The sequence below is a fragment of the Kaistia sp. 32K genome, assembly GCF_016629525.1.
GTDB lineage: Bacteria > Pseudomonadota > Alphaproteobacteria > Rhizobiales > Kaistiaceae > Kaistia.
Window position 1 is genome coordinate 1,177,034 of the sequence record NZ_AP024269.1, and the last position, 17,788, is coordinate 1,194,821.

General features: G+C 62.1%; 15 protein-coding genes. 9 read left to right on the forward strand and 6 right to left on the reverse strand.

Annotated elements, in window-relative coordinates:
* Positions 1-60: 60 nt before the first annotated feature.
* Entirely contained in the window at positions 61-486 is a 426-nt protein-coding gene (locus tag K32_RS05120; protein ID WP_201402995.1) for an Lrp/AsnC family transcriptional regulator, read from the reverse strand.
* Positions 487-622: 136 nt separating this feature from the next.
* On the opposite strand from K32_RS05120, the gene ctlX reads away from it, so the two are divergent.
* A complete protein-coding gene (gene ctlX / locus K32_RS05125; protein WP_201402996.1) occupies positions 623-1,573 on the forward strand; it encodes a citrulline utilization hydrolase CtlX in 951 nt (316 codons plus the stop codon).
* Between the two features lie 25 nt (positions 1,574-1,598).
* Complete coding sequence (locus K32_RS05130) at positions 1,599-2,639, forward strand: ornithine cyclodeaminase (protein ID WP_201402997.1); 1,041 nt, start codon at positions 1,599-1,601, stop codon at positions 2,637-2,639.
* A 107-nt stretch (positions 2,640-2,746) separates the two neighbouring features.
* On the opposite strand, the gene K32_RS05135 is transcribed toward K32_RS05130, so the two are convergent.
* From K32_RS05135 to K32_RS05145, 3 genes are all read right to left on the reverse strand, one after another.
* Complete coding sequence (locus K32_RS05135) at positions 2,747-3,433, reverse strand: TetR/AcrR family transcriptional regulator (protein WP_201402998.1); 687 nt, start codon at positions 3,431-3,433, stop codon at positions 2,747-2,749.
* Between the two features lie 336 nt (positions 3,434-3,769).
* Entirely contained in the window at positions 3,770-5,218 is a 1,449-nt protein-coding gene (locus tag K32_RS05140) for an O-antigen ligase family protein (protein WP_201402999.1), read from the reverse strand.
* Between the two features lie 57 nt (positions 5,219-5,275).
* On the reverse strand, positions 5,276-6,913 hold the full coding sequence (locus tag K32_RS05145; RefSeq protein ID WP_201403000.1) for a polysaccharide biosynthesis C-terminal domain-containing protein: 1,638 nt from the start codon (positions 6,911-6,913) through the stop codon (positions 5,276-5,278).
* A gap of 146 nt (positions 6,914-7,059) precedes the next feature.
* Here K32_RS05145 and K32_RS05150 point away from each other — a divergent pair, with 146 nt between their 5' ends.
* Positions 7,060-8,001, forward strand: coding sequence for a glycosyltransferase (locus K32_RS05150; RefSeq protein WP_201403001.1), 942 nt, complete (start codon positions 7,060-7,062; stop codon positions 7,999-8,001).
* Positions 8,002-8,040: 39 nt separating this feature from the next.
* On the opposite strand, the gene K32_RS05155 is transcribed toward K32_RS05150, so the two are convergent.
* Positions 8,041-9,315 carry a polysaccharide biosynthesis/export family protein gene (locus tag K32_RS05155; RefSeq protein WP_201403002.1) on the reverse strand — a complete coding sequence of 425 codons (1,275 nt, stop codon included), beginning with the start codon at positions 9,313-9,315 and terminating at the stop codon, positions 8,041-8,043.
* Positions 9,316-9,558: 243 nt separating this feature from the next.
* Entirely contained in the window at positions 9,559-10,827 is a 1,269-nt protein-coding gene (locus K32_RS05160) for a glycosyltransferase (RefSeq protein WP_201403003.1), read from the reverse strand.
* 339 nt (positions 10,828-11,166) lie between these two features.
* On the opposite strand from K32_RS05160, the gene K32_RS05165 reads away from it, so the two are divergent.
* From K32_RS05165 to K32_RS05190, 6 genes are all read left to right on the forward strand, one after another.
* Positions 11,167-11,871, forward strand: coding sequence for a sugar transferase (locus tag K32_RS05165; RefSeq protein WP_244669856.1), 705 nt, complete (start codon positions 11,167-11,169; stop codon positions 11,869-11,871).
* 70 nt (positions 11,872-11,941) lie between these two features.
* Positions 11,942-13,096: a glycosyltransferase family 1 protein gene (locus tag K32_RS05170; RefSeq protein ID WP_201403004.1), complete on the forward strand. Its 1,155-nt coding sequence runs from the start codon at positions 11,942-11,944 to the stop codon at positions 13,094-13,096.
* A complete protein-coding gene (locus tag K32_RS05175; RefSeq protein WP_201403005.1) occupies positions 13,093-14,043 on the forward strand; it encodes a glycoside hydrolase family 16 protein in 951 nt (316 codons plus the stop codon). Before K32_RS05170 ends, K32_RS05175 begins: the two co-directional genes overlap by 4 nt.
* A gap of 2 nt (positions 14,044-14,045) precedes the next feature.
* Positions 14,046-15,125, forward strand: coding sequence for a glycosyltransferase family 4 protein (locus tag K32_RS05180; RefSeq protein ID WP_201403006.1), 1,080 nt, complete (start codon positions 14,046-14,048; stop codon positions 15,123-15,125).
* 1 nt (position 15,126) lies between these two features.
* Positions 15,127-16,122, forward strand: coding sequence for a glycosyltransferase family 2 protein (locus tag K32_RS05185; protein WP_201403007.1), 996 nt, complete (start codon positions 15,127-15,129; stop codon positions 16,120-16,122).
* 17 nt (positions 16,123-16,139) lie between these two features.
* Positions 16,140-17,756 carry a Wzz/FepE/Etk N-terminal domain-containing protein gene (locus tag K32_RS05190; protein WP_201403008.1) on the forward strand — a complete coding sequence of 539 codons (1,617 nt, stop codon included), beginning with the start codon at positions 16,140-16,142 and terminating at the stop codon, positions 17,754-17,756.
* The last annotated feature ends 32 nt before the right edge of the window (positions 17,757-17,788 follow it).

The window sequence follows — 17,788 nt, forward strand, 5'->3', positions numbered from 1 at the left end:
CTTCATCGTCATCCCGCTCGAACGGCCTCCCGCGTACCCGCGCGGGGGGCCGTTCCGTGTTCAGACCGAGCTCAAGAGAATGCTCGTCTCGCTGTTGAGAATGCCGTCGATCTGGCGGACCTCGCGCAACACGCGGTCGAAATCGTGCAGCGAGGAAGCGCGGATCTCCGCGATCAGATCCCAGCTTCCGTTGGTGGTGTGGAGCGAATGAAGCTCCGGCATGCCGCGCAGGCGCTTGATGATCGCCGTAGTGGACTTGCCCGCCACCTCGATCATCATCACCGCGCGGATCGCGTTGGCGTCATGGTCCTGCCGGACGCGTACCGTGAAGCCGAGCAAAGCGCCGCTATCCAGAAGGCGGTCGATGCGCGCCTGCACCGTGCCGCGCGTGACGCCCAGAATGTCGGCGAGCTTGGACACGGGGGCGCGTCCGTCACTGCGCAGGACGTCGATCATCCGTCGATCGAGCTCATCGAGCTGGTACATGCAAAACGTCCGATCTCTACTGGCAATCTGTCGAGCATAGCACGCATTTTTCGCCATCATTGACATTTCTAACGGCATTTTGCGCGCCTATCCTGTGGCCTTTCCGGCCTTCTCCAACCCTTCTGAAACGAGTTCCATGAGCGGTTTCGCAGTCCAGGCGCCCTCCGGCGTCGTGATGATCCGTCCCCACCATTTCACGCCGAATCCCGAAACGGCGGCGGACAACGTCTTCCAGTCGGCGGACGGCTTTCGCACCCGTGGCGAGATCGCGGAAGCGGCCTTCGACGAGGTGACGCGCATGGCCGGGCGCCTGCGCGAAGCCGGGGTCACCGTCCATCTCTTCGAGGACGAAAGCACCGCGACGCCGGACTCGGTCTTTCCGAACAACTGGTTCTCGACCCATGCCGGCGGGCATGTCGCGATCTATCCGATGTTCAATCCGAGCCGCCGCCGCGAGCGCCGCTCCGACGTCATCGAGATGCTGAAGCAGCGCTACCGCGTGCAGGACGTCATCGACTATTCCGGCCTCGAGCCCGACAATGTCTTCCTGGAAGGCACGGGGGCGATGGTGCTCGACCATATCGGCCGCATCGCCTATGCGGCGCGCTCGAACCGCACCAACGAGGTCGCGCTGGAGCGTTTCTGCACCCATTTCAACTTCGAGCCCATGCTGTTCGAAGCCGCCGATGCGAACGGCGCGAAGATCTACCATACCAACGTCATCATGTGCGTCGGCACCGAGATCGCGCTGGTCGGCCTCGACTCGATCGTTGGAGACGCGCGCCGGGCCGAAATCCGCGCGCGGCTGGAGGAAACCGGCCGCATCGTCGTGCCGCTGAGCCACGCGCAGATCGCCGAGTTCGCCGGTAACGCGCTCGAACTTCGCGGCCGCAAGGGGCGGTTTCTCGCGATCTCATCGCGCGCCGCGGCCTCGCTGACGCCGGAGCAGCGCGCAACCATCGAAGCCGTCACGCCCCTGCTTGCCCTCGACGTTCCGACGGTCGAACTCGCGGGTGGTTCGGTGCGCTGCATGCTTGCCGGTATCCATCTCGCCGCGCGTTCCGAGCCGACGGCTTCGCTCGGCTGACCTCCCTGAAGTGGAAACGAGAGCCATGAACCCCAAGCTGAACGTCGTTCCCTTCGTGAGCGTCGACCACATGATGAAGCTCGTGCTGTCGATCGGCATCGAGCGCTTCCTTCTCGAGCTCTGCGCCTATGTCGAGGACGACTTCCGACGCTGGGAGAGCTTCGACAAGGTGGCGCGCGTCGCCGCCCATTCGCCGGACGGGGTGATCGAGCTGATGCCGACCTCCGATGGCGCGGCCTACGGGTTCAAGTATGTGAACGGCCACCCGAAGAACACGCGCGACGGCCGCCAGACCGTGACGGCCTTCGGCGTCCTGGCGGATGTCGCCAACGGCTATCCGGTTCTCCTGACCGAAATGACGATCCTGACCGCGCTGCGCACCGCCGCGACCTCGGCCGTTGCCGCCCGGCACCTCGCACCGAAGGGCGCGCGGACCATGGCGATCATCGGCAACGGCGCGCAGGCCGAGTTCCAGGCTCTGGCCATGAAGGCGCTGATCGGCGTCGATCGCCTGCGCCTGTACGACATCGATCGTGCAGCCAGCGAGAAATGCCGGCTCAACCTCCAGAGCTTCGGCTTCGACATTGCGATCTGCGAAGGGACGGAGGAAGCGGTACAAGGGGCCGAGATCGTCACCACCGTCACGGCGGACAAGCAATACGCGACGATCCTCACCGACAATCTCGTCGGCGCGGGAATCCATATCAACGCGGTCGGCGGCGACTGCCCGGGCAAGACCGAGCTGCAGGCCGCCATTTTGCGTCGCTCCGACATCTTCGTGGAATACCCGCCGCAGACGCGCATCGAGGGCGAAATCCAGCAGCTCTCGCCCGACCACCCGGTGACGGAGCTCTGGCGCGTCATTGCCGGCGAAGTGCGAGGCCGAACCGACGGGCGGCAGATCACCCTTTTCGACTCCGTCGGCTTCGCCACCGAGGACTTCTCGGCCCTGCGCTATGTCCGCGACAAGCTGGCGGGCACGGCCCTCTACGAAGAACTCGACCTTCTCGCCGACCCCGACGACCCCCGCGACCTCTTCGGCATGCTGCTGCGCGCAGCCGCGTAAGGGAGGCGCCTGCTTTCGCGCTCCGAGACAGCGGATATCCTGTGGCCGGAGGCCCCGTCTTCGACGGGCATCCCTACCACGGATGCCGTCTGACTGGTCGCTCGGCGTCATCGTCTGAGCGCTGAAGTGAGAGGCGTTCGTTCCGCTCTGAGCTGTTCGCTCTGATTGGGGAGCCTATCGAGGCCCACGCCATCCGTAAGCAACGTATAAATTCGATCGGTCGCGCTCGGACCAACGATAGCTCCAGGGCGATGCAGATCCGATACGGCAGGTGCCTCAACAATGACGATTCGACAGATAGACCATATATTCCAAGCCATTGAATTTAGCTTGTAGGAAAGTATGCTGTCGTTCGCGAATTTCTGATTTATGAAGTCTTTAGTTTTCGCCCGTATCGTAAAGGTGTAGTCGGGGCCGTGATAATGGTCCGATTTGACTACCAGGTTCGAGAAACACTGTATAATTCCGTCTTCGTTCCTGTGACACTCAATATAAAATGCGATCATATTTCTCAGTATCGACAGTGATGGCTCGCCTGACGATATGATGTAATCGACTTGATCGGTGATGTTCTTGAGGATTGGAACTGTTGCATTCTCTAGAAGTTCGTATCGATCCGGGAAATAGTAGCTGATAAGCGCTGGAGTTACATTCAGGAAGCTCGCGATTCCTTTGCGGGAAACATCGGAATCGAAATTTTCGCGTAAAAAGTCGCGCACACCGTGCAGGATTGCATCTTTGCCTCCGACGGCTGAATCGCGAATGGGGCGGCCTTGAGATCGCGTTCCCGACATATTCGTTCCCTTCGCCACTTCGAAAAATGGAAGAAAGCAAACTCCGGAGGGAGGATATGTAAGCGCTGGCATGTTGCCTTGTTGCGCGCCGCGATAGTTGAGCCAACTGATAATCTAGTATCATCTAGATAATCGGTTTGGCGCCGGCTCTCTATCGCCAGAATAGGCTACATGGTGCACTGCAAATTCATTTCAAACATTAAATTAACAGAAATCGTCTCATCCGCTCGCCTTCCATGCAGCCCTGCTGAGCACAGTCCGCGCGGGCGACCTGATTGCGGGCCGGTTGGGCCTGTCATGGGAAGGGGCGTCGCAGGGGAGAGCGCTCGAGCCTGGCTAGGATCCCACCGCGGCGGCCGGATATGCGTCGACCGCTTGGCGCATCTGACCTGCGCCGCCAGCGCCCAGGCTCGCGTCATGCGGGTGGAGGCGGGCCGCGGCGAGGGCGGAAAGGACGAAGAACGGCATGCCAAGATCAATCAGGGCGCCAGAAATCGATGACGCGATCAGCGCGGCGAGCATGCCCGCCTTGGCGGCGCGACGCGCGACATGGGTGAACCCGTCATCGCTGGCATCGCCACGCAGCATGGCTGTCGCGATGAAGAGCGCGTAGCAGGCCGAGCCGAACACGCCGAGATTGGCCAGCGACGCAAGCGGGAAGCTGGACGCGCGGACGCTGCCAATGCCAGTGCCAAGGCCAAGAGTCTCGGTGAAGGTTCTGAACGCCTCGACATTGTAGCGCGAGCGCTCGATTCCGGATTGGCTGGCTGATTTCTGGAAAACCATGCCGTTCAGGACGTCCATGGTAGCGTCGTGGGCGGGCTGGTAGAGCGCGATGACGCAGACGATGGCAGCCAGCACGAGCGGGGCAAAGACAATCAGCAATCCGGTCGTCCACGGTGCCGGTCGGCCCTTCCGCAGAAGCTGCGGTATGGATCCGGCGTAGAGCAGGGCGAGGCAGATCGGCAGCGCCACATAGGCTGTCGTCGAGGTCGACAGCAACAGCAGCACGAGCGACAGGAGAGCGACCGGGAACGCGATCTTCGTGTAGACGCCGCCGAGCCAAAGCTGCAGTGAGAAAGCGAAGGCGCCCAGCGTCGCAAAGGCGAAGGCCGAGGCTTCCGTGAAGGAGCCGATGATGCGCCGCATGCCGCCGGAGGTTGCGTCGAGATAGATCGTGTAGGTGGCGTTGCGCATGAAATCGAGGAGATCGCCCGTTCCGGTCCAGAACGTCGCGAGGTCGAGTCCAGCGAAGAGGATGTTGGCGACGCAATAGGCGAGCAGGGCCTGCGTCACGGTCTTGAGGCCCGCTTGCGTCTGCACGAAGACCGAGGCGGCAAGGAAGCAGACCATGTCGCCGGTGAAATAGATGGATTGGGTCAAATTGCCGGAGGTCGGCCCGAGCGGGATCTGCGCGAAGCCGCCAAGAGAGGCGCTGACCCCGATGGCATTGACGTAATATTGGCCAGCCAGCAGACGCGGGAAAAAGAAGGCTCCGACGACGCCGTAGAGCCAGGTGCATAGCAGCCAGAAGCCGGGCCCCGGAAAGCGGAGCAGCAGGACTGCCGCGCGAACATTGGCGGTCTTGCTGAATACGCCGATGGCGAGGAAGCCGAGCAGCAGATGCGCTGGCTGTATGCTGGCCCCGGTGGCGCTCAGGATCATGGCCGCCGACGAGCCGAGTAGCGTCGAAAGGATGAAGGCCTTGAAGGCAAATGTCTCCCCGCGCAGAAGCGCGAGGATGCCGACCACCATCGTCAACAGGCCCATCAATTCGATCGACATTCGTCCTGTCCGCCAGCCTTCGTTGCGGCTTATCCTGGTGCAGTCTGCCGGGTTCCTTCAGCCCAGCGCGTAGTAAACCAGGCGGTGCGCGATGGCTCCTGCCGATACCGGAAGGTGATCGGCGAGCGACCGGATCTTTGCGATGTCCTCGGTCTCCAGCCCGCCGAAGACGCGCACCGCAGCGAGGTAGGTGAAGGCGCCCATGGCGATGGCGACGACGACGCCCAGCGGCGTCGGCATCACGATCAGACAGAGCCGGGCCGTGCCGGCGCAGAGCAGCGCCGCCAGCAACAGGCGCGCCAGCGCGTTGAACGGGACGTCGAAGCCGAGCCGTCGCCAAAGGAACCACGTGCCGAGGCCGATCACGACGCATTGGGTTATGGCGCGCGAATAGGCGGCCCCCATCAGGCCGAAGGGTGCGATCAGCAAAAGGCCGCCGCTCACGGACAGGACGGCGCCGACGATACCGAGATAGAAATCGACGTCGCTGCGCTCCATCGCCCAGATCAGATTGGCGCCCACCGTTGCTGTCGCTGGTACGGAAGCCGCCGCGACGAGCACGACGGCCGACGGCACCGCATCCGAAAACGCCTGGCCAAACAGGAGCGGCAGGAGCACAGGAACGATCGCCGCGAGGCCGAAACAGGCGGGGAGGATCAGGAAGCCCATGATCCGCGTTCCCGATGCGTAGGCCGCGCGCAGCCCGTCCATGTCCTTCTGGCCGAATTTCTCGGAAAAATGAGGCAGGAGCCCCCAGCTCAGCATCAGGGGGCCCTGAATGGCGAGATTGGCGAGTGTCAGGCTCGCCGCGAGATAGCCGACCGATTGGGCGCCCCAGAAGGCATGCAGGAAAAATATCTCGATGCGCGAGAAGACGAACGCCGCCCCGATTTCGGACGCCCAGCGATACCTGGCGTATTTGAACAGGCGCCGTTTCGTTTCGGCGGGCGCGTAGGGCTTTTCGCGCCAGAAATCGCGGATCGGGATGATCGGCAACACGGCGCCGATGAGATAGCCGAACATGGCGCCCTGCACGCCAAATTGGAGGCTGCCCAGGACGATCAGGACCAGTTGGAGGAACATGGCGATCGACGATATCCGGGCCACGCGGTCCATGGCGTGCATGCCACGCAAATAGGCCTTGGCGAAGTCGCCAAGGCCCTGGGCGGCGCAGGAGAGGCCGATCAGCAGGCAGAGCAGGGGATCTCTCAGTAGGGCCTGGCCCGTATCGCCCCGGCTGAACCAGATGATGCAGGATATCGCAATTGCGATCGGCAGCATGTTGAAGGCGAAGACAGGGCGGAGCAGGAAGGCGGCCAGTCCCCGTGCCTTCTGTTCGCCATCGACAACGGCATATTCCGGCAGATACCGGGTCAGGGTGAACGGAAGGCCCGCGCCGGTGATCGTCGTCGCGACCGCGATGATCCAGACGGCGAAGGAATAGGTCCCCACGCCCTCGACGCCGAGGAGGCGCGCCACGATCAGGCCGCTCAGAAAGTTCGCGGCCGTATTGCAAACTGCCGCGATCGTGCCGAAGGCCGAATTTCTGACAAAGCGGATATTCAAATGCGCTCTCACATGGCTCTGATCACAGATGCCGAGCCCTTGGCGTTGGCTCGGCTGGTTCGAGGCGACAGAACGGGGCGCGTGGTCTGGTTGTAATCTGCCGTCCCAATTGTTCTCGCGCAGTGTCAAAGGATGTTGGCAAAGCCTATAGCGCAGGACTGGTTGGCGCTAATTTTTTCAGGAAGTAATTATTCAATATTTGCCTGTCGGCACATCTGTCGTGATAGTAAATTGGCTAGGGAGGCCGGATGTAGAAATTTCGAAGAGAGGCGTAGATGAAAGACGAATGCTGCTGCTACGTCATCGATCAAGGCTATCTGTTCCCGACGGTATTGAGCGCTGCGCAAGCGCGTAAGGCGACATGCGTCGATACGACCGACATCAAGATATTTTGTATTGGCTCCGAGAACGCCGAAACCCTGCCGTTCCAGAATGTCTGCGAAAGCCTGGGGGTCGAGCTTGTCTTCGCCCCGCCCGCTGCGATCGACCATATGCCGATCCTGTTCGCGCGCTTTTTCCTGTCGCGCCTGCTGGACCCGGCTTATCGCTCGATCGTCTATGTCGATGGCGACACCCAGATCTCGGGGTCGCTCCAGCCCTTACTCGATATCGAGCTGGAACCCGGTCGATTCATCGCCGCGCCGGATCCCATGTCGATCCTGATCGATCAGCCGAGGCGTATGTGGCGCAAGCGCCGCGCCTATCTTCAGTCGATCGGAATCGCCGATGCCGTCCTTCAGCGCTACTGCAACTCCGGCGTCTTGCGGTTCAATCTTAGGGATTGGGAAGCGATCAGCACGGCCGTCATCGAAACGTCCTCGCGCCATGGTCACGAGCTGAAGTTCCCTGATCAGGATGCGCTGAACCTGATGTTCGGCACCGACTATCTGACGATGTCCTATCGCTGGAATTTCCCGAGCTTCTTTCTCGCCTGCGGTTTCGAGGATCTGATCACGCCGACGATCTATCATTTCATGTCCAACCCGCGACCCTGGCATGGCCCGTTCCAGCCCTGGGGCGACGCCTGGCACGAGCCCTATCTCCGTCTTGCGAGCGAACATCCCGAACTGGCGCGATTCCATAAGGCGTTCGGGCCAATCAAGACCGCGAAGTACATTGCCCAGCAGCGGATCAAGAGCGCGATCGAACTGCCGCTTTGGCGCTCTTCCTTGGTCCGCGAACGGATCGAACGGCACGAGGCCCGGGCCTACGTCTAGGGCCTGCGGCGCTCCGGCTGGCCGACGTAGGACAACGCCTCAGCCGCGAGCATCAGGCCTCTGGAGCTCCGGCGGCTTGTCGACATGGACGGTATCGCCCGGTTCGACAAGGTCGCTTTCGGACGTCGTCTCCGTTCTGAAGACGCCGTTGACCCGTCGGGTGATGGAGTAGACCGGGGCGCGACGCGCGTTCACGGACTGCTGTGCCGTCACCTGGGGAGAGCGAACTTCGGATTGATAGATGAGGGTCTGCGTGGTGGCGATCCGTTCGTTCACGGCGTCGAGGCTCGTCCTGACCTCGCGCGCCTCGGCGAGGAACTGGCTGCGCTGCTTGTCGCGGAAATCCGAAAGATCCCTGTCGATACGGGCAATATCCTGCTGGGCGCGTAGCGAGGAGAGCTGAATGTCGAGGAGATTGCTTTCGAATTGGGAGGTGTTCTGCTCCGTCTGCAACTGACGCGGCATGACGGCGAGGCCTTTGGCGACCAGGCCATTGACCTGATCGAGCTCCTTTTTCGAAAGCGCCAGCTGGCGCGAGACGGACGCCTCCTTGGCAGAAAGCGTTTCGACTTCATGCTGCAGCAGGATCTTGGCCTGCCCGAGTGATTCCGTCTGTGATTGCAGGGCGCTTCTGCCCGTCTCGAACAAAAGCTGCTCCTCGCGCATGGCGCGGGCGACTTCCGGGGTGGTTTCCTGCGCCAGGAGCGCCTTGGGGAAGGCGATGGAATCCGCGCCGTGGAGCTCGGCATCGAGCCTGGCCTGGCGCGCGATCAGCGCTTGTTGTTCGGTGGCGAGAACGCGCAATTCGCCACGCTGCGTGAGCGCATCCCGCTCGTAGTCGAGCATGTTCGCTTCCTGTGGCCGGACCAGCCCGCCAGCGATGCTGACGGCCTGCAGGACCGTCATGCCTGGCCGGTAGCCGTATTCGCCCGGCTTCACGACTTGGCCGATCATGTAGAAGGGTCGGTAGTTTACGACTTCGATCGAAGCGTCCGGACGTTGGGCAAGGCCGGCCCTGTCCTTCAGTCGATCGGCGAGCGATTGCGCCAATTGTGACGTCGTCTGATCGGCCGCCGGAACCTCGCCAACCAGCGGCAGCGATACGTTGCCGGCCGCATCGACCACGAATTCCCCGGTCAGCGCCGTCCATTCGTGCATCTCGGCCGAGCCCGTCCGCCAGTCGTAGACCTTGACCCGCAACCGATCCTGCGGCCCCAGCCGATAGCCATTTGCGCCGGCATCTGCCGCGATGGCTGGGCCGCCCCAGCCTATCCAGCCGATGAGGACGAGAGCCGCGATTTGCATCGCGCGCATGGCATTCCTCCGCAGTACGCCCAAGTCTCGGTTTCGTGCAGTCTCCGACCAATAGAGCCGGAAATATCGCCGTGCTGGCAGAAAATAGATGCGGTCGATCGGTGGGCAATTTTAATCTTTGAAGTAATTATCCTTGTTCTTCGAGGGCAGTTGTTGATTTGTGATCAGCGCCCGCGATCCTAAGTGCGGTATACGTCTTGGCTTCTGCATGCCGGGCTTCGTCGGCCAGGCTGAGCTTCGTTATCAGAATGACTTCCGCTTTCGGTCTTGGTATCGGGGCGGACGGATCCGATCGTGGCCGTCTCGGCGAACGCTGTAGAGTGTCGGCGTATGGGCGGCGGTGTCATCGGGTGCCCCGTCCGACGTGGCCAACACTCCATCAGGGCCGGCGGCCCGGCGGGGGAACGGGCTTCGGTCGCCGCGGGGCGCAGCGATGGCGCCGTCAATGAAGGTCCTGAGCTTGGCCGAGAACTGGGCTGTATCGAAAAGCCTCGCGCGAGCCATGAGCGCTCGGGAATCCCAGCTTGTGCGCTCGAGCCGATCGCAAGCGTCCAGTAAGGCCTCGACAGTCTGCACTTCGAAGAAAATGCCCGTCACGCCGTCCACCACCGTCTCCGTCGCGCCGCCACGGTTGAAGGCGATCACGGGCCTTCCACTCGCCATGGCTTCGACCGGGACGATGCCGAAATCCTCCTCGCCCGGAAAGATCAGCGCCTTGCAGCGCGCATAATGATACCGGAGCTGTTCGAAGGGTTGGGATCCGAGGAACGTGATATTGGGCTCGGCCATCGCCTTGAGCTTGGCCAGCATTTCGCCGCCGCCGATGATGACCAGCCGTCGCCCGGAACGGTTGAAGGCCTCGACGGCAAGATCGGGTCGCTTGTAGGGCACGAGCTGGCCGACCATCAGATAGAAATCGCCAACCTCGTCACGCGGCGCGCATTCGAAACTCTCGGTATCGACTGGCGGATAGATCACGGTCGCCTCGCGGCGATAATAGGCTTCGATGCGCCTGGCGACGGTCTTCGAATTGGCGACGAAGTGATCGACGCGGTTTGACGAGGTTACATCCCATGACCTTATGTAGTGGGATAGCGGCGGCATCAACAGTTTATTGATGAATCCAGCGCTCTCGCGGTAGTCATGCGCCATGTTCCAAATGTATCGCATCGGTGAATGGCAATAACAGATGCTGACGGCGTCAGGTGGCGGGATTATTCCTTTGGCCGGCCCTGCCTCGCTGCTCAGGATCAAATCATAACCACGCAAATCCAGTTGTTCCAAAGCCAGCGGCATGAGCGGCAAATACTGCCTATACAATTTTGATGCCCATGGGAGCTTGCCGATAAAGGATGTGGTCACCTTGTGTGACGCGATCCGGTCAGAGACGGCCCTGGCGTCATATACGTGCGTAAATATGTCAGCGTCAGGGTACATGGCGCACAGTTGTTCCAAGACTTTTTCTCCGCCCCGCATGCCTGTCAGCCAATAGTGGACGATTGCTATTCGCATATCAGCCTCGTTTCGAGCGGGGTTCGGGTCGGATTTTTCTTCATATTTTAGAATGAAGCCATCACCTGTCAGAGTAAATTATGGCGTGGTTAGGTCATATTTTGCTGAATCGATGCATATTGCAGCGCAGCAATTGCCGTGAAGGTGCTGTATAGGTATATCGCTATACTTTGATTGAGGATCTCGATTTTATGAATCATGGCCCGTGTAGATAGGGCGGCTGTCATGTATAGTCACTATTATCTTCGGTGTTAATTTTTATCAAAAAAAATCGAGTTGCAATGCTGTGTTCGAGGCATAGCATAAATCTCGAAGATGAAAATCTCCCCGGAGGTTGTAATGCCTAATTTTGTTGATGGCAGTATGGGAGATGCGTCCGAAATCGGGTCCATCCCGATGTCGGAAGCCGGAATTCTTCCCGAAGATAAATATATCGGCGCCGCCGTGAAGAGTGGGTTTGATTTCGTCGGCGCGCTCTGCGCGTTGGTGATCTTGCTGCCATTCTTCATCGCGATCGCCGGCGCAATGCTGATCCTCCAGGGTCGGCCGATCCTCATACGCCACCGGCGCATCGGTCGCCACGGCAGGCCATTTGGCTGCTTCAAGCTCAGGACAATGGTCGTCGATGGCGACGAAGTGCTCGAGCGCCATCTGGCAGCCAACCCCGAGGCGCGGCGCGAATGGGCCGGAACGCACAAGCTCAAGGCGGACCCACGCGTTACGCCGCTTGGCCGCGTGATGCGCTCGGCAAGCGTCGACGAATTGCCCCAATTCCTGAACGTCGTCATGGGGCAGATGAGCCTTGTCGGACCTCGGCCGATCGTCGAGGCCGAAGTCGTCAAATACGGCCAGGTGATCAATCAATATTGCAAGGTACGGCCCGGAATAACCGGGTTGTGGCAGGTCAATGGACGCAACGATGTATCCTATTCCCGGCGCGTCGAGCTCGACGATGACTATGTCACGAACCGGAGTTTCTGGGGTGACATCGGCATTTTGCTGCGGACGATTCCCGCCGTGTTGAAGTCGAAGGGTTCTTATTGATGAAGCCCGCGGCGATCCTGATGACGCTATCCCGCTTCATCCCGGCGTTCGGCCGCGGCAGGAGGTTCGGATGAGCCAGGCCTCCGGCGCTGTTGAGAGATCGGTTCCGATGGTGGAGGCGCCTGTCCCGGACAGCGTGCGGCCGCCGCCGACGCTCCGTGATTTTGTCATCAACGGGCGGTTCCTCACCCAGCCCACGACCGGGGTTCAGCGTTATGCCCGGGAAGTGACGCGTTCCCTCGGCCAGCTTTTGCAGCCTGAAAATGAGGGCGTCGCCCTGCTGACGCCGCATCATGAGGCGCCGGATCCCGACTATCGATCGGTCCATGTTCGCCGGGTGGGCCCTGGCAACGGGCATCTCTGGGAGCAGTTCGTGCTGCCCTTTCGAAGCGGCCTGCCGATCCTCAATCTCTGCAATACGGCGCCGGTGTTTGGCGGGGCTCAGGTCGTCTGCATCCATGATGCAAACGTCTTCACGCAGCCGGAGAGTTACAGCCCGGCCTTCCGTCATTTCTATCGGGCGCTGCAGCCCTGGATCGTGCGGAAGGCGACGCGCATCGCCACCGTATCGCAGGACTCCGCCGCCCAGATCGCGCGCCACCTTCCCATTTCGCTGACCCAGGTGACGATACTCCCGAACGGCTATGAGCATGCCCTGCGCTGGAATGCCGGCGCGTCGAAGCTTCTCGATCGCCACAAGCTGACGCGGCCTTACATCCTCATGCTGGGCAGCCGAGCGCCGCACAAGAATCTGGGGCTTGTCACGTCGCTTGCCGGCGCCCTGGATCTGCTCGATCTCGACATCGTTATCGCCGGTGAGGCTGGCGCCATCTTCGCGCAGACGCCGGCCGCGACCGCCGCGAATATAGTTTGGCTCGGCGGGGTCTCCGACGATGACCTTGCCCTGCTCATGTCGCGCGCGCTTTGCCTCGCCTTTCCGTCCCTGACCGAAGGCTTTGGCTTGCCCGTGGTTGAGGCGATGGCACGCGGCTGCCCCGTCGTGTCCAGCGACCGGGCCAGCCTTCCGGAGATATGCGGCGGCGCGGCGCTGATGGCCAGTCCGCTCGATGCCGGCCAATGGTACGGGCATTTCAAGCGGCTCCTCGGGTCGGAGGGGCTCCAATCGGAACTTGCCGCACGCGGGCGCGAACAGGCGAGGAAGTTCTCCTGGCGCAGCTCCGCGGCCGGCTATCTCGATCTGCTGAGCCGCGGGGTGACGGCATGAGACGGAGATCTGGCTCTTCGCTTGCCCTCCCGGCTCTCCTTCGTGCCGAGCATCGTGGCGGCCTTCTGGCGCTTGCCGGCTTCCTGCTCGCTGCCGCATTCGGCATCGGCGTCCCGGCTCGGTCGGTGTCCGCGGAGGATCTGGATCTCGGGAACTTCGTTCCGACCTTTGTCGAGCGTTTCGAGACCTTGGACATATCGGCTCACGGGCCGGGAACCCGCTGGATCGCGCACACGCCCTGGAATGGCGATTTTGGCGATGCGGTCTTTGCCGATCCGGGGCCGGGCGGTCCGTTTGCCCTGACGCCGGAAGGCCTGACGATCACCGCCAGCAAGCGGGCGGACGGAAGCTGGCAGGGCGGTCTCCTCTGCTCGATGGACAAGGACGGCGCCGGGCAAAGGGGCTTTGCCCAACAGTTCGGCTATTTCGAAATGAGAGCCAAGCTGCCGGACGGTCCCGGCGTCTGGCCGGCGTTCTGGCTGATCGGTGTAGACAAGAAGACGTCATCGTCAGAGATCGATGTCATCGAATATTACGGGCAGTTTCCAGAATATTACCATAACGTGGCCCATCTATTCCGGGATGGAAAGGATCGTCTTCAGAAGGACAATCTTGTCCGTGTGCCGGCGGGCAGTTTGACGGATCGGTTCAACGATTTCGGCGTGCTGGTCGAACCGGAGTTGACGCGCTTCTTTCTGAACCGGAAGGAGATCTGGCGACTGCCGACGCCGCCGGAATATCACCAACCCTTTTACGTCCTCGCCAATCTGGCCCTCGGCGGCGGTTGGCCGATCGACAAACTCAAGTCGCCGGCGGTCATGACCATCGCGCACATCATGGTCTTCCAGGACAAGGCCCGCCTGGCGGCGCAGGGAGCGGCGACCCCGCAGGGGGGTGTCGAGACAGATCGACAGGACAGCCCGGCGGCCAAGAGTGGGGGAGGCTAGCCGTGCGCATTCTTCACGTTCTCAACCATACCGGCCGGCTGAACGGCAATGTGCATGCGGCGGTGGATCTCGCCTGCGCGCAGGCCGATCTCGGACACGATGTCGCTCTCTGCAGCGCCGGCGGTGATTTCGACGGCGTGTTGCGCGCTCATGATGTCCAGGTCTTCGTCATCAATCAGGCCCGAAAGGTTGGCACGCTGGGCGGCGCCTTTCTCGCTGTCTTGCGCCTGATCCGCTCCTGGCGCGCCGATCTCGTGCACGCCCACATGATGACGAGCGCCGTGCTTGCCTATCCTGCCTGCAAGCTCGCGGGCCGCCCGTTGGTAACGACCGTTCACAATGCGTTCGAGAGGTCGGCCGTCCTGATGGCGGTCGGATCGCGTGTGATCGCGGTAAGCGAGGCGGTTGGCCAATCCATGCGCAAGCGTGGCGTTCCTGCCTCCAGGCTCCGCGTCGTGCTGAATGGAACGATCGGCTCGGCGCGAATGCCGAAGCCCTATCCCGAGCCTGAAGTGCTGGATCATCCCAGTGTTCTGTTCGTCGGGGGACTTCATCCGCGCAAAGGCGTGGGGGACCTGCTGACGGCCTTCGATATCGTCCATCGGGCAGCGCCGCGCGCCACGCTCTACCTGGTGGGCGAGGGGCCGTCGGAAGCCGAATACCGCGCGATGGTCGACGGGATGGCCTGTCGTGGCGCGGTTCGCTTCTGCGGAGCCGCCAGCGATCCCCGTTCCTATTTCCGTGCTGCCGATATTCTGGTCCTGCCTTCGCATGCCGATCCGGCGCCCCTGGTGCTCTCGGAGGCCCGGGAAGGCGGATGCGCCATCGTTGCGAGCGCGGTCGACGGCATCCCCGAACTTCTCGAGCATGGCCGCGCCGGCATCCTGGTTCCGCCCGGCTCGCCGGACCTGTTGGCCGATGCGCTGCTTCTGCTGGTCCAGGACCCGCAGGTACTCGCGTCCTGGCGCCAGAGCAGCCAATTCAACATCGAGCGCATGTCGATCGCTCGCGTCGCGCGAGACACGCTCTCTGTTTACGCGGAATGCTTCGAACACGGCCCCCTGCAGCTCAAGGACGCCTGAGATGACCGATCCGTGGACGGATGCCGGGGACGATGTTGCCATCTCGGACGCCAAGCTCGCGGTGGGGGATCCTTGGGCGGCGCTTGGCGAAAAGGTCCGGCGGGAGGCGCCGAGCGGCTGGAGCGAGAAGCTGCGCGTCGCCGTTGTCATCGCCACGCATGGGCGCCCGGACGCGCTGGCCGGCGTGGTGGAGAGACTGGACCGGCAGACGGTCAAGCCCGATTCAATCTGGATTTCCTGCGCCAGCATCGCGGATGCCGGCGCCTTGGTCCATCGCCCGGATATCAACGTCATCGTCGCGCCCGCGGGCTTGCCGCGCCAGCGCAATGCCGCCCTTCGCCAGATCGGTCCCGATACCGGGATCGTCGTTTTCTTCGACGATGATTTCGTGCCGCATCCGCGCTGGATCGAAATGACGGAGCTTCGCTTCCGGGTCAATCCGGACGTGGTCGCGGTGACGGGGCATGTCATCGCCGACGGCATCAAGGGGCCGGGTCTCACTCTCGAGGAGGCCGACACATTGCTGGCGTCGCTGGACGGCCGGGGTATCGACTGGCTGCATGAGAATTACAGCCCTTATGGCTGCAACATGGCCTTTCGGTACTCGGCCATTGCCGACCTCTATTTCGATGAACGGCTGGTTCTCTACGGTTGGCTGGAGGATCGCGATTTTGGCGGTGCGCTGGCGAAGCGCGGCGGCCGAATGCTCAAGCTGGGCGCAGCCTGCGGCGTGCATCTCGGCATCAAGCAGGGGAGGGTCTCCGGCAGGCGGCTCGGCTACTCCCAGATCGTCAATCCGATCTACCTGCACCGAAAAGGCACCATGACGCTGGGCAGCCTGATGCGGCACATCGCCGGCAATTTCGGCAGCAATCTGATCGGTACGTTCGTCCCCGAGCCTTACATCGATCGGTTTGGGCGTTTGCGTGGAAATCTGCTCGGCTTCGCCAACGTTCTCGTCGGGAACGTGCGGCCCGAACGCGCCGAGCGGCTTTAGGGCGGGGCCGGTCCAGGATGATGAACCAAGCCCCGTTTACGCAAAATTTCACTGGCGCCCCCAATGCGTTGATCCGCCCAGGTCACGCGTCTGCGATACGCAGCGCCAGCGATTTCTTTCGTCATATCCGCCGCAGCCTGCCTGCCCTCGCGCTTTGGGTCGTTCTCTGCGTCGGCATCGGCTTTGTCATCCTCTTCCGGTCGACGCCGGAATACACGGCCTCGACGCTGGTGATCGTCGAACCCCATCGCGTCGTGGCCGGGAGCACCGCGCCCGAGAACCTCAATCAGGCTCCGTTCGACACCAGCGAGTTCGAGAGCCAGATGCAGATCGTCAGGTCGGAAAGGCTGCTTCGCTTCGTGTTCGATACGCTGAAACTCGCTAATGCGCCCGAGTTGGCGCCTGAGGCGCCCAGCCTCTTGCAGCGTCTCATCGGCATGATCCGGCCAAACAGCGGCGCGCCGGCTTCGAAAGGCGATAAAGTGTCTGCCGCCTTCCTCGACTTCATGAACCGGGTCGGTGTTCGTCGCGTCGGTCTCTCCTATGTTCTGGAAATCTCCTATCGGGCGCCGTCGCCTGACGTCAGCGCCAGCCGTGCCAATTCGATCGCCGCCGCTTATATCCTCGATCAGATCGATATCCGTTTCGAGTCGGCCAAACGCGGCGGCGAGTATCTGCAAACCCGCATCGCCGATATCGCCGCGGAGCGTGCGGCGGCTTTTGCGGCGGTTCAAAGCGGGGAGGCGCTCCGCGATCGTTTTCCCGATTCCGACGCGCGCATTCTCAGCGCGGCGATTCCGCCGACCGGCAAGTCCAGCCCGAAGAGCGCGCTGATCCTGGTATTCGCCTTTACGATCGGGCTCTTGTCGGGACTTGCTTTCCTGGCGGTTCGCTTTGCTCTCGATCGGACCATCCGGACCCCGGAGCAAGTGCGCGAGCTGGTGGGTGGGGAGGCCGTTGTGGCAGTTCCTGCGATCTCCAGGCGAGAGAGACGGCGCTTGCTCAATGTCTCTCCCGGCCTCGATCGATCGGAGCGGAGCGACTTTCTCGATGCCCTTCGCACGCTTCGCGCGGCTATCCTCGTGTCTGGCCGAGGCCGGGGACGATCTCTGTCGGTCGGCGTCCTGTCCTGCAATCCGCGCGAGGGGAGAAGCGCCATCGCGCTGCAATTGGCGCTGACGATCGCCGCGTCCGGCAGGCTGGTGAGGCTGCTTGATTGCAGTTTCGAGAACGCCACCCTGACCCGTGCCCTGGCGCCGTACGAGCAAAACAGCCTCAACGCGTTTTTTGCCTCGGGCGACGCGGAAGTCATGCCGGCTTGCGTCGAGATTGCCCCCAATCTCGAATTCATGCCGGCCGTTACCGCCGATCATCCCCTCGACCGCGATGCCTTCGTTGGCGGACGGCAAATGGAGCATTTGCTAAAAGGGGGCGCCGAGGAGAGCTACGCTGTCCTTGATCTCCCCAGCCTGCGCGGCTCGTCGGATGCCGCGGCGATCGCTTCCTTGCTGGATGGCGTCATTATCGTCGTCGAGGCGGGCCGCACGACCATGGACGAGCTTCAGGCGGCGATGGCCGCCTGCTTCGGCAATGTTCATGTCTACGGAATTGCGTTGAACAAGTTCAAGGCATAGCCATGCCACCGCCGGATGCTCGAGCTCTTCCG